Here is a 12,458-nt window from a genome sequence, read left to right on the forward strand (position 1 = left end):
CGAACGGTTTAGGCGGGCAGCACTTAAGGTAGGGTTTTAGTCTGGCGATGAACGGACGTATTTTTGTGGCGACCACGGTCGCAGTGGTTGCGCTTTCAAGTCTGCCGGCGTTGGGCGACAACCTCGGTTATTACACGCCACCGAAACTGGTAAAGCAGGGCACCTCCGCGACGCCGATCGCAGGAAACGGCACGGTGCTCATTCAGGTGTTGGTAAATCCCGACGCGTCGTTCAAAGTACAAAAGATCATCAAGTCGTCAAACTCCGACGACAATCAAGCCGCGATGGAAATCGCGAATTCCGCAAAATATTCTCCGGCGACCAAAGGCGGAAAGAAGATTGCGGCGTTCTACACGTACACGCTGAAATTCGTGGTCAACACCAAGACCAGCAACGCTGCGCCGGTTAACCCGCTCTCCAAGTACGATGCGGAAGTTCATGCCGGACACTATATCGATGCCCGCAACGGCCTGCAATCATATCTGCAGTCGCATCCCGACGATCCGCAGGCCAACGCGCTGCTCGGCGTCTCGGAATTCTTCCTCAATAACTTCGTGGATTCGGCCACGGCCTTCAACAAGGCCGGAACGGTTTCGTCGCAATACGCGACCGTTGCAGCGAACGCGTACGCGAAAGCAGCGCAAGCTGCCATTACTACGAAGAACGGCGCGGCTGCCGTTGCTTATGCAACGAAGGCCAAAGCCGTGACGCCCGGAGCGGCTACCTGGAATCTCTTAGGCAACGCCCAGCTTGTCAACAACGACACGACTGATGCGATTCAGTCCTTCGAACAGGCGCGCGCTCTTAGCCCGAGCGATCCGAAGCTGGATCCAAAAGAGCGTGGCACGATCGTGGCCAATCTGATTGCCGCGTACGCCGATTCCGATCAAATCGACAAAGCGGTTGCGCTGCTACCCGAGATGAAGCAGCTCGATCCGGATAATATGGTCGGGACGTCGCACGTCGTCGCTTACTACGCGAAGAAGGCGCTGGCTGCGTCGAACGCAGGAAAAACGTCGGACGCAATCGCCGCGTACGAGAAGGGGGGCTCCTACGGTGGGCCGCTTGCGCACACGATGTATACAAATGAAGCCATGCAGCTCATGCGCCTCGCACATCCGGACTGGAATCAGATCCAAATCGTCGCCGGAAAGGCGATTGCGCTGACCCCGGACGACGCACGCGCGAACTTGGCCTACGGCAACGTGCTCCTCAACGAGAAGAAATACAACGAAGCCTTGCCCTACCTACAAAAAGCTCAAAGCTCGGCAAAAGCCTCCGGCGACGCGGACGCAGAGAAGATGGCGTCGCAATTGTTAACTCAAGTTTCTGCCCAAGGCGCCTCCAAGTAAGGGCGCGAGGGCGGACCTAGGAGAACGCGCAGCCTTAGGAAAAGAGCGCGGCTTGTTTCGGGCCCATCGCGGCCCGCGTTTTGTAAAGAAAACACAACCGGAAGGCGGTTCACACGGTGGGCGAATTTTTCGGAAACTTTTGGTACTTCATCATCGCGGGCGGCGTGGCGATGTGGGCCTTGCTGCTCCTCTCGGTGATTGCGGTGGCGATCGTTATCGAGCGGCTATTCTTCTTCGCAACGCAGAAAAGCGACTCGCGAGCCCTCTTGCGCCAGATCGGTGAGCGCATCGCCGCGGACGACCTCCCCGGAGCACTGAAAGTCGTACGGCAAAACCGCGGCATGTTGCCTCGAATCTTGGAATTCGGACTATTGCGCGGTGAGAAGAACCGCGCCGACATCACGGACGCGCTTTCGATCGCCCTGATGGAGAATCTGAACATGCTCGAGCGAAACTTGGGCGTGATCGGTACCACCGCCGTCATCGCGCCGTTCGTGGGGCTGTTCGGAACCGTACTTGGTATCATCCGCGCCTTCCAAGACATCGCTCTCAAGGGCAACTCGACGCCGGCCGTCGTGGCCGCTGGCGTCTCGGAAGCGTTGATCACCACCGCCGCCGGACTGTTCGTTGCCGTTATCTCGGTTATTTTCTTCAACTACTTCAAGACGCGAATTAAAGCGTACAACCAAGATATGATCGTCGCCGCCAACCAGCTGGCCGAGATGCTGCACTTCCACAATACGGGAGCGCCGATCCCGACCGATCTCTACACGCCGAAGGGCGCTGCTTCGCCCGCAAAGGCCTAACTCGTGGCTCTCACCGGCGCAGCGCAAGACGATTCGGTCATGGCGGAAATCAACATCACGCCCTTCACGGACGTGCTGTTGGTGTTGTTGATCATTTTCATGATCTTGGCTGCGCTGATTACGCCGCCGGGCTTCCAAAAGCAGCTCCCCAATAAATCGAATCCGAATCAAGTCAACAACGACGATAAGAAGAAGACGATCGAGGTCGACGTCAACAACAAAGACGTCATCTTCGTCGACGGTAAACGCTCGAGCGAGCAGGCCTTGTACTATGACATGGCCGAGGTCGCGCGGCGTCGCGGACAGCTGCACGTTTCGATCGTTGCCGACGCAAAAGCAAAGTACGGGGTCATCATTCGGATACTCGACGCGGCGAAACAGGCTGGTCTAACCGACGTCGGTTTCGTTACGTCTTAAGGGGCGCACAGTAACGTATGGCAGTCAGTACAGGCGAAGACGGCGAAGAAGTAATGTCGACCATCAACATCACGCCGTTCACGGACGTGTTGTTGGTGCTCTTGATCATCTTCATCATTCTCGCGGCCGTGACGAAAGAGCCAAAGCTTCCGGACGCAAAGAACACCGAAAAAGTCAAGGATTCGCAGATCGTCGTCATCATCGACGCCAAGAACAAGATCCAAATCGGTTCCGACTCCGTCGATATCCCTGATGCGCCTGCGGCATTCAAGCGCCTGGCCGACAATACCGGACACCGTTACACTAGTGTGATCGTGAAGGCTGACCCGGCCGCTTCGTACGGTACGGTGCTGCAAGTCATGGACGCCGCTAAAAAAGAAGACCTCGTCAACTTCGGTCTCGCGAACCACGTCGAGGGGACTCCACAAGGCTCGAACGGCGCCGCCGCACCCGCCGGCGGAAAGAGCTAACCCCCGAAACGATGGCGCAAAAAAAACCAGCGGCACCAGATCCGAAACAACCGCCGAATACCGTACGAAACGTCCTCGCATACTCGCGCCGTTTTATCTTTTACGGGTTCGTGATCTCGGTTCTGCTGCACGGGCTGTTCGGACCGTTCGTCGAGTGGAAGCCGTCGAACGGGGGTACGCCTGAGCCGATTCAAACCGTAAGCGTCACGAAGCTTCAGACTCCGAGGCCGACGCCGCCGCCGACACCAACGCCGACGCCGCCGCCCAAACAAACGCCGCAACCGACGCAGCCGCCGCACGTAGTCACGAAGCTACGCGTGCAGCCGCCGAAGACGCACAGCAATAGCAACAGCGGCCCCTCGGAAAACGCGTACACGAATACGCAAGGTTCCGAAAGCGGTGTGCCGCAGGGCAATGCCAATACCGGACCGCCGGCGCCGACGGCCGGACCCGCAACCGCGACGGCAGCGCCGACGCCGACCAAGCCCGCATGCGCGGTCCCGAACGCGGCGGCAAGAGCCACGCAAAAGGTTGTGCCCGACATGCCGGAGATCGCGCGTCAAATGGGCGCGAGCGGAACGGCCCAAGTAAAAGTCACCCTCGATGCAAACGGGAACGTCACCGCTGCGACGATTGCGACGTCGACGCATAATTCGGCGCTCGACAAAGCTGCGGTGCAGGCCGCGCAGCAATCGAAATATCAGCCCGATATCGTCAACTGCGTTCCGACTCCCGGCAGCTATCTGTACGTAGTGACCTTCGAAACTCAGTAAGCTCGCGTGACATTCGCGCAGGCGATGCTGCTCGCAATCCTACAAGGGTTCAGCGAGCTATTCCCGATCAGCAGCCTCGGACATACGGTTTTGATTCCCGCGCTGTTGCACTGGAACATCGATCTTGCCAGCCCGGGCTTCTTGGCATTCGTCGTCGTGCTGCATCTCGGGACGGCACTCGCGCTGCTCGTATTCTATTGGCGCGAATGGCGTGGAATCGTCGGTGCGTTCCTCGGGAGCATCGTGCGTGGCCGCTTTTCTGGCAGCGCCGACGAGAAGACAGCGTGGCTGCTCGTCATCGGGACGATTCCCGTTGGACTATTGGGATTATTTTTCGAACGCGAGGTGCGCGGCTTGTTCGCGTCGCCGATTCCGGTCGCGCTCTTTCTTGCGCTCAACGGTCTCGTAATGTTCGCGGGTGAGTGGCTGAAGCGCAAAGATGATGGTCAGCGCGAGATGCAATCGCTTTCGTACGTCGATGTGGTTAAAGTCGGGCTTGCTGAATCGTTTGCGCTCTTGCCGGGTATTTCGCGTTCGGGAAGTGCGATCGTGGCCGGACTACTCATGAATCTCTCGGAGGCCGAAGCGGCGCGCTTTTCATTCTTGCTGGGAACGCCCGTGATTCTCGCCGCCGGCCTGCTCGAGGTCCCGCGATTGTTCGATCCGACGGCGCACGTCGCACTCGTCCAGTCGGTTGCCGGTGGGATTCTCTCGGCGATAACCGCGTATGTATCGCTGGCCTTCCTGACACGCTATTTCCGCTCGAACGACCTGCGGCCGTTCGGCTGGTACTGCCTGGCCGCGGGCGTCATTTGCTTCATCCTGTTCTTTTCCGGTATGGTGAAAGCATGAAGGGTCTCTCGTTGTTGCTTGCGATCGCGTTCTTTGTCATCGCAGTGCTCTACTGGACCGGGACGCTGCAGATTGCGGCGCACGAGCCCGGGCCGCACCACAAACACGCCGTGCTCTTCGCGGGTCTCGGCATTCTCTGCCTGATCTGGTTCCGGTTCCAAAGCGCAGCGCCATCGCGAGTCCGATGAGCCGGCCGAGCCACATTGCGCCCGACGGCTCGATCGTGATGGTCGACGTCGGCAGCAAAGCGACAACAGAACGCAGCGCGCGCGCACGCGCTGAAGTTCGTCTTGGTGCAAAAGCCGCGCAAGCAGTGCGCGAGGCGACGCTCGAAAAAGGTGACGCGCTCGTCGCGGCTCAGCTCGCGGGCATCATGGCCGCGAAAGCGACACCAACGTTGATCCCGCTCGCACACCCGATTCCGCTGTCATCGGTCGAGGTCACGTTTTCGTGGGACGGCGACGTGCTCATCATCGAAACGCGTGCGCGCACCGTTGCGCAAACCGGTGTCGAGATGGAAGCGATGACGGCGGCGAGCGTTGCCGCACTCGTCGTCTACGACATGACCAAAGCGGTCGACAAAGGCATCTCGATCGAACGAGTCCGTCTTCTCGAGAAGACCGGCGGCAAGAGTGGCAACTGGGAGTCGAAAAGCTCCTGACGTATCGCACCGGCCTGATCGTGCTTTCCGATCGAGCGGCGAGCGGCGAGCGCGCAGACGCCTGCATCCCTGTGATGCGCGAAGTGCTGACAGATGCCTACAGTATCGATGAGACGCGTGTGTTGCCCGACGATGCAGCTGCACTTTCGGCAGAGTTAATCGAGCTTGCAGACGATCGACGGCTCGCGTTGATTTTGACTAGCGGCGGAACGGGACTCGGTCCGCGCGATCGCACGCCGCAGGCGACCTTGGCAATTATCGATTACGAAGTGCCCGGAATGGCCGAGCAGATGCGCGCGGCATCCGTTGCGCGCGTACCGACGGCGATGCTCTCGCGTGCGGTTGCCGGCGTGCGTGGGAAGACGCTGATCGTCAATTTGCCCGGCAGCCCGAAGGCCGTTCGGGAAACCCTCGAGGTGATTCTACCGGTTCTGCCTCACGCGCTCGACCTTCTCACAGGCGACGTCAAAGATGGTTGAGCTTCGGCCGGGGGAATGGTAGAAGAGTGAGCTTTGCGGCAGCGCAAGCGTACTTGCAGGGAACGATCAACGAAACGATTTCGCGGCATCAACCGCATCGGTTAGAGCGCATGCGTGCGTTGCTGCGTGCGCTCGGTGATCCCCAAGAGAAATATCCGACACTGCACGTCGGCGGAACGAGCGGCAAAGGCTCGACGTCGACGATGTTGGCTGCGGTGCTGACGCAATCCGGAAAGCGCACGGGACTTCACACCAAGCCCCACATCGTGTCGCTCACCGAACGCATGCGCGTCGACGGCATCGCGATTCCGGAGGAAGAGTTCGCGAGCTTGCTCAGCGAGATCAAGCCTGCGATCGAAAGCGTGGTGCCCGAATACGGACGCCCGACGTACTACGAGACGGTCTTGGCGCTCGCGTTTACGTATTTCGTGCAAATGGAAGTCGACGTCGCCGTGATTGAGGTCGGCATCGGCGGGATGCTCGACGGCACGAACGTGCTGCGCCATCCGCAAGTCTCGGTGATCACGAACATCGGTCTCGACCACATGGACGTCTTGGGCAACACGCTCGAAGACATCGCGCTCGATAAAGCCGGGATCGCGCGGCGCGGCGTTCCGCTCGTTTCGGACGTCGCCGATCCCGGTCCGCGCGAACAGATCGAACGGATTTGCGCCCAGGTCGGCGCGCCGTTTTTTTCGGTTCGGGATCTCGCGCAGATCGAATCGCAGCCCGGTGAGACGTACGGTCAGAGCTTTACCATACGCACGCCGGAAGACGCCTATGCGCTCTCGCTCCCGATTTTGGGACGCTTTCAACAGCGCAACGCCGCAACCGCAATTCTTGCGCTCGAACAATTGAAAGACGATTTGCGGCCGACGCGAGAGAACATCGAGACCGGGATGAGCCGCCTCGTCATCCCGGGCCGTATGGAGTTCTTCCCATCGCATCCGGCTGTCGTTTTCGACATCGCGCACAATGAAGACAAAGCGCGCAATCTCGTCGACGCATTGCTTGAAACGTTTGCGGGCCGACGCTTCATGGCCGTCGTCGCCATTGGCGAAGCCAAGGATGCTCGCCAGATTCTCGCGGAGCTGAGCCGCTTGCCGGCCTCGTTCATCTTTACGTCGTTCGAAGCCGTGGGCCGAACCCCGATCTCGCCGACGCGTCTGGCGAGCTTGATGCAGGATTACGGTGCGTGGGGACGAGCCGTAAACGATCCCGTCGAAGCGTTCTCAATTGCGCGGCGTAACGCGGGCGCCGATGAAATCGTCCTTGTTACCGGCTCGACATACGTTGTCGGGACGCTGCGCGATTGGTGGTCCGCAAACGTGGCGGCCCGTTCTACGTCGCAAACCTAAATAAACCCAAGCGCGTATTTAGGAAATGTAGCGCGGCAGGAATTGAGCCACGCTCATCTTACTCGTGAGCGTACATACGCGCGTTCTTCCATTCACTATGGAAACGGAGACGAAGATGTCGAGCAATCCTGCCGAAGTCAAGCGCAAGAAAGTTACGATCCCCTCGCTAACGGCGAAGAAGAAGCAAGGGATCCCGATCTCGCAGATGGCGATCTATGATTATCCCAGCGCAATTCTCGCAGATCGGGTCGGCATCGACATTCTGTGTGTGAGCGACAGCGGCGCGATGGCGCTTTTCGGACACGAATCGACGCTCGACGTCACGTTCGACGAAGTGCTCTACATGGCGCAAGCCGTGAAGCGCGGTTCGAAATACGGGCTTCGCATGGTCGACATGCCGTACATGTCCTTCCATCTCTCCGAAGAACAAGCCATCACCAATGCGGCGCGCTATGTCGCCGAAGCCGGTGCCGAAGTGATGAAGTGCGAAGGCAACAAGCATCACGCGAAAAATATTGGCGCAATTGTGAAGGCCGGCATTCCCGTGCAAGGTCACATCGGCATCACGCCGATGCGCGAAGCGCAGCTTGGCGGTTTCAGCGCTCAGGGCAAGACTGCAGACCGTGCCAAGGAGCTGATCGAAGATGCGTGGGCAATGGTCGAGGCGGGATGCTTCTCGATTCTGTGCGAGGTTACGACGTCGGAAGTTGCCGAGTATCTGGCCGAGACGCTCCCGGTTCCGGTGATCAGCCTTGGTGCAGGGAACAAAGCCGACGGCGTGCACATCATCACTTGTGATCTTTTTCGGCTCTACGATCGTCACGTGCCGCGTCACTCGAAGATCTACGTCGAGCTCATGCCCGTCATGCAGAAAGTTTTTGAGGACTACAAGTCTGACGTCGAAACGCGCGCTTACCCCGGGCCTGAACACAGCGTGTTCATGAAGCCCGACGAGCTCGAGAAGCTTCGCAAGCTCGTGAACTGGCAGGAGAAGAGACAGCCGGTCGGAGCTCGGTGAACCCGGCGCCGCGAATCATCGACGGGGCAGCGTACGCGGCGACCGTCCGCGCCAGCGTGCGCGATGGCGTTTCGGCGCTCGAGCGCGATCGCGGTTTTGTTCCCACATTGGCGGTCGTGATCGTCGGCGACGATCCGGCGAGCCACGTTTACGTTCGCACCAAGACAAAGGCAGCCAAGGATGCCGGTATTCGTTCGATCGAGTACAAACTCGGGGACCAAACGCCGGAGGCCGAGCTTCTTGCGTTGCTCGGCGAGTTGAATGCACGCGACGACGTGCACGGGATTCTTGTCCAACTTCCTTTGCCGAAACACATCAGCGCGGATCGCATCATCTATGCGATCGACCCAGGGAAGGACGTCGACGGCTTTCACCCGCAGAACGCCGGCCTTCTGGCGCTGGGCAAGCCTGCGCTCGTGCCGTGCACGCCCCGAGGCTGCGTGATGTTGGCGAAGACCGTTCACGAATCGCTGCGGGGATTCGAGACGGTGATCATCGGCAGGTCGACAATTGTCGGTCGCCCGGCTGCCCAGCTCTTCCTGATGGAAGACTGCACGACGACCATCGCCCATTCACGGACGCGCGACATCGAAACGGTCTGCCGGCGGGCTGACCTGCTCGTCGTCGCGGCTGGGAAGCCGGAACTCGTAAAGGAGAATTGGATAAAGCCTGGCGCAACCGTAATCGACGTTGGCGTCAACCGCGTGGTCAAAGACAATGGCGCGATCCGCATCGTTGGCGACGTCGATTTTGAATCAGCTTGTCGCGTCGCTGGCGCGATAACGCCGGTTCCCGGAGGCGTAGGTCCCATGACCGTCGCTCTTCTTCTTGAAAACACTCTGCAATGCGCCCGGAATAAGGTGAGGTAACGCAGTCAGATGGCGGTAAAGTTCAAGTCAGACCTAGAGATCGCGCACGAAGCCAAAATGAAGCCGATCCGCGAGATCGCGGAGCAGATCGGGATATCTGAAGATTTCCTGATCCCGTACGGCAAGTACGTCGCGAAAGTTCAGCTCGAAGCAATCGATGAGCTCAAGAAACGTCCGCGGGCCAAATATATCGTCATGTCTGCGATTACACCGACGCCGCTCGGCGAAGGTAAGACGACGACGACTGTTGGCCTTGCGCAGGGCTTTCATCATATCGGCAAGCGCGCCACGATGTCGATTCGCCAAGCCTCGATGGGGCCGGTGTTCGGAATCAAGGGCGGTGCTGCCGGGGGCGGATACAGCCAAGTCGTCCCGATGGAAGCGCTCAATCTCCATCTTACCGGCGATTTTCACGCCATTACCTCGGCGCACAATCTGCTGTCGGCAATCGTCGACAATCATCTGCACCAAGGCAACGAGCTCGAGCTCGACAACATCACCTGGCGGCGCGTTCTCGATGTGAATGACCGCTCGCTGCGTAACATCGTCATCGGTCTGGGCGGAAAAGACGATGGCGTCACGCGTCAAACCGGTTTCGACATCACTGCGGCATCCGAGGTGATGGCGATTCTCGCGCTTGCGACGTCGCTGAAGGATTTGCGTTCGCGTCTCGAACGCATCGTCGTCGGTTACACCAAGAAGGGCAAGCCCGTCACGGCGGCCGAGCTGAAGGGCGCAGGCTCGATGGCTGTGTTGTTACGCGATGCGCTGCAGCCGAACTTGATGCAAACGCTGGAGAACACGCCTGCAATCGTTCACGCAGGTCCGTTCGGCAACATCGCGCACGGCAACTCGTCGATCGTCGGCGATATGGTCGCGATTCACACCGGCGACTATCTTGTTACTGAAGCCGGTTTCGGTGCGGATATGGGCGCAGAGCGTTTCTTCAACATCAAGTGCCGCGCGTCCGGAATGAAGCCCGATGCGGCGGTTATCGTTGCGACCGTTCGTGCGCTGAAGTCGCATTCGGGTAAGCACAAGATCGTCGGCGGAAAGCCGCTGCCCGAAGCGATCCTCAAAGAAAATCCCGACGAAGTCCATGAGGGCGCCGCGAATCTGCGCAAGCAGATCGAGAACATCCGCATTCACGGCGTCTCGCCGGTCGTCGCGATCAATTCATTCCCCGGCGACCATCCCTCCGAGCACGAAGCAATCCGCGAGATTGCAGCCTCGATGGGAGCGCGTGCCGCCGTCTCGACGCACTTCGTGAACGGCGGCAAGGGAGCCGTCGACCTCGCGGAGGCGGTTGCTGCTGCTTGCAACGAGCCGAGCAACTTCAAGTTCCTCTACTCCGACACGGCCTCACTCCGCGAAAAGATCGAAACGGTCGCCACGAAGATCTATGGCGCGGCGAAAGTGGAGTACAGCCCGGCTGCGGCGAGACAGCTCGACAGCTACGAGAAAAACGGATACGGTCACTTCCCGGTTTGCATCGCGAAGACGCAGAACTCGATCTCGTCGGATCCGTCGCTGAAGGGCGCACCGACCGGCTGGACGATGCCGGTTCGCGAGGTACGCGCTTCGGTCGGCGCAGGCTTCGTGTACCCGATCTGCGGCGACATGCGTACGATGCCGGGACTGGGCGCCGATCCTGCGGCGTTCAAGATTTCGCTCGACGACAACGGCGAGATCGTCGGACTCTCCTAACTCTACGTCGCGCATCGACGGTGCGCGATATCTGGACGATGTGGTACGCCGGCTGCGGGACGAAATTTCCGCAGCCGGTAGCCCACCTACGTGCTTGGCGACCGTGCTTGTCAGCGGCGATCCGCGCGACTTATCGAACGCGCGTCGCAAGCACGTTCACGCCGAGCGAGCGGGGATGCAGTTTCGACACGTGCAGCTGAGCCCGCGCTCCACACAGGCGGAGGTCGAGGGTGCAATCGATGAGCTCGCAGCCTCGCCGTCAGTGCACGGCATCTTCATTCAACTGCCGCTGCCTCCGCATTTACACCAAGCGGCGCTCTTCGATCGGATTCCCGTAGAAAAAGATGTCGACGGCTTGGGCCCGCTTTCGCTCGGCAAACTTGCGCGCGGCGACACTAGCATGGCTCCCGCGACTCCGAGCGGGATCGTCGGCATGCTCTTGCGGCACGGTGTAGCGTTGCGCGACGCTGCTACCGTGATTGTCGGCAGCTCGCTCGAGATTGCAATACCGCTTGCGTTATTGCTGATGCACCTATCGAAGGACGGCTCGGTGCGTCTCATAAGCCCCGACGCGCGCGACTTAGCGGCGACCACGCGTGAAGCCGACATCCTCGTGACCTGTGCTGAGCGACCGGGGTTCATTGGAGCGCCACATCTGCGTCCCGGCGCGACGGTCGTCGATGCGGGTTACAACCGAACGAAAAGCGGCGTGACCGGCGATGTCGACGTCGAGAGTGTCATGGGTCTCGCGGGCGCTCTCATTCCGTTGCCGGGCGGTATCGGGCCGGCGACGGTTGCGACCTTGCTCGAGAAAACTTGGGCTACGGCCCGCCGCTGCGCCGGCTAACCATCACCGCCGGCGACGCGACGCGAATACGCGTCGACGAAGTCGGCCGCGGCCTTGCTGCCATCGGCAAACGACTTCATCGCTTCCTCGTGGAGCAACGAGAGAGCTTGAATCTTTAGCTCGTTGGCCCGGTCGTTTTCGAAGACGTCTTTGACTTGACGCGGACGCGGTAAGTCGACTTCGAGCACGGTCCGCACGCGCGTCGGAATGTTGGTCATCACGATCAAACGATCCGCAAGATAGATCGCTTCGTCGATATCGGTCGTGACGAAGAAATTCGTGCGACGGTTCTCTTCGTAGAGCCTCGCGTAGTAGTCCCACATGAGCGACTTCGTCATTGCGTCGAGCCCGCGGAACGGCTCGTCGAGGATCATGATCGAGGGATTGTTGATCATCGCGCGCGCAAGCTCTGCACGTCGCTGCATCCCGCCGGAGAGCTGGCTCGGAAACTTGTCCCGGAAACCGTTCAGTCCGACCTTCTCGAGAAGATATTCGGCTTGCGCGCGCGTTTCGGAATTGTCTTCGCCGCAAGCGCGTGGCCCGTACATGATGTTCTCGTACGTCGACATCCACGGAAAGAGTGCCGTCTCTTGAAAGACGACCAGCCGGTCGCGACCTGGGCCGTTCACTTCCTTACCGTCGATCGTTATCGTGCCGTTCGTCGGCCGTTCGAATCCGGCCAAGAGCCGGATGAGCGTTGATTTTCCGCAACCCGAGGGCCCGACCATGACGGTGAGCTTGCCCGCCTCGATCGTAAGCGAGCAATCTTTGACGACGTCCTTTTCGAACTGCGCGAGGCCGTACGATTTGCTGACGCCCTTAACGACGACTTCGCCGGTTGTTGCCATC

Annotated in this window: 15 protein-coding genes; 14 read left to right on the top strand and 1 reads right to left on the bottom strand. The window is 59.8% G+C overall.

Going from position 1 to position 12,458, the window contains the following annotated elements; translation table 11 throughout:
- The first annotated feature begins 65 nt into the window (after nt 1-65).
- The 14 genes from VGG22_13855 to VGG22_13920 all read left to right on the top strand — a co-directional run bounded on the left by VGG22_13855 (nt 66) and on the right by VGG22_13920 (nt 11,609).
- The gene (locus VGG22_13855; protein ID HEY1729458.1) at nt 66-1,352 is read left to right on the top strand and encodes a tetratricopeptide repeat protein; all 1,287 of its coding nucleotides are present in this window, start codon (nt 66-68) and stop codon (nt 1,350-1,352) included.
- Nucleotides 1,353-1,468: 116 nt separating this feature from the next.
- Complete coding sequence (locus tag VGG22_13860; GenBank protein ID HEY1729459.1) at nt 1,469-2,158, top strand: MotA/TolQ/ExbB proton channel family protein; 690 nt, start codon at nt 1,469-1,471, stop codon at nt 2,156-2,158.
- Between the two features lie 3 nt (nt 2,159-2,161).
- Nucleotides 2,162-2,575 carry a biopolymer transporter ExbD gene (locus VGG22_13865; protein ID HEY1729460.1) on the top strand — a complete coding sequence of 138 codons (414 nt, stop codon included), beginning with the start codon at nt 2,162-2,164 and terminating at the stop codon, nt 2,573-2,575.
- A 17-nt stretch (nt 2,576-2,592) separates the two neighbouring features.
- A complete protein-coding gene (locus VGG22_13870; GenBank protein HEY1729461.1) occupies nt 2,593-3,045 on the top strand; it encodes a biopolymer transporter ExbD in 453 nt (150 codons plus the stop codon).
- 11 nt (nt 3,046-3,056) lie between these two features.
- Nucleotides 3,057-3,818, top strand: a complete 762-nt coding sequence (locus VGG22_13875) for a TonB family protein (protein ID HEY1729462.1) — start codon at nt 3,057-3,059, stop codon at nt 3,816-3,818.
- Between the two features lie 6 nt (nt 3,819-3,824).
- Nucleotides 3,825-4,670, top strand: a complete 846-nt coding sequence (locus tag VGG22_13880; protein HEY1729463.1) for an undecaprenyl-diphosphate phosphatase — start codon at nt 3,825-3,827, stop codon at nt 4,668-4,670.
- Nucleotides 4,667-4,858, top strand: a complete 192-nt coding sequence (locus VGG22_13885) for a hypothetical protein (protein ID HEY1729464.1) — start codon at nt 4,667-4,669, stop codon at nt 4,856-4,858. Before VGG22_13880 ends, VGG22_13885 begins: the two co-directional genes overlap by 4 nt.
- A complete protein-coding gene (gene moaC / locus VGG22_13890) occupies nt 4,855-5,331 on the top strand; it encodes a cyclic pyranopterin monophosphate synthase MoaC (protein ID HEY1729465.1) in 477 nt (158 codons plus the stop codon). The genes VGG22_13885 and moaC overlap by 4 nt, the downstream gene beginning before the upstream one ends.
- 14 nt (nt 5,332-5,345) lie before the next feature.
- On the top strand, nt 5,346-5,810 hold the full coding sequence (locus tag VGG22_13895; GenBank protein ID HEY1729466.1) for a MogA/MoaB family molybdenum cofactor biosynthesis protein: 465 nt from the start codon (nt 5,346-5,348) through the stop codon (nt 5,808-5,810).
- A gap of 26 nt (nt 5,811-5,836) precedes the next feature.
- Complete coding sequence (locus VGG22_13900; GenBank protein ID HEY1729467.1) at nt 5,837-7,168, top strand: folylpolyglutamate synthase/dihydrofolate synthase family protein; 1,332 nt, start codon at nt 5,837-5,839, stop codon at nt 7,166-7,168.
- 97 nt (nt 7,169-7,265) lie between these two features.
- Nucleotides 7,266-8,186 carry a 3-methyl-2-oxobutanoate hydroxymethyltransferase gene (panB, locus tag VGG22_13905; protein ID HEY1729468.1) on the top strand — a complete coding sequence of 307 codons (921 nt, stop codon included), beginning with the start codon at nt 7,266-7,268 and terminating at the stop codon, nt 8,184-8,186.
- The gene (gene folD / locus VGG22_13910; protein HEY1729469.1) at nt 8,183-9,055 is read left to right on the top strand and encodes a bifunctional methylenetetrahydrofolate dehydrogenase/methenyltetrahydrofolate cyclohydrolase FolD; all 873 of its coding nucleotides are present in this window, start codon (nt 8,183-8,185) and stop codon (nt 9,053-9,055) included. The genes panB and folD overlap by 4 nt, the downstream gene beginning before the upstream one ends.
- A gap of 9 nt (nt 9,056-9,064) precedes the next feature.
- Complete coding sequence (locus tag VGG22_13915) at nt 9,065-10,762, top strand: formate--tetrahydrofolate ligase (protein HEY1729470.1); 1,698 nt, start codon at nt 9,065-9,067, stop codon at nt 10,760-10,762.
- A gap of 13 nt (nt 10,763-10,775) precedes the next feature.
- A complete protein-coding gene (locus VGG22_13920; protein ID HEY1729471.1) occupies nt 10,776-11,609 on the top strand; it encodes a bifunctional 5,10-methylenetetrahydrofolate dehydrogenase/5,10-methenyltetrahydrofolate cyclohydrolase in 834 nt (277 codons plus the stop codon).
- On the opposite strand, the gene VGG22_13925 is transcribed toward VGG22_13920, so the two are convergent.
- Nucleotides 11,606-12,457, bottom strand: coding sequence for an ABC transporter ATP-binding protein (locus tag VGG22_13925; protein ID HEY1729472.1), 852 nt, complete (start codon nt 12,455-12,457; stop codon nt 11,606-11,608). The two genes, VGG22_13920 and VGG22_13925, sit on opposite strands and share 4 nt — an antisense overlap.
- Between the last annotated feature and the right edge of the window lies 1 nt (nt 12,458).

It is taken from the genome of Candidatus Baltobacteraceae bacterium, assembly GCA_036489885.1.
Classification (GTDB): Bacteria; Vulcanimicrobiota; Vulcanimicrobiia; order Vulcanimicrobiales; family Vulcanimicrobiaceae; genus JAFAMS01.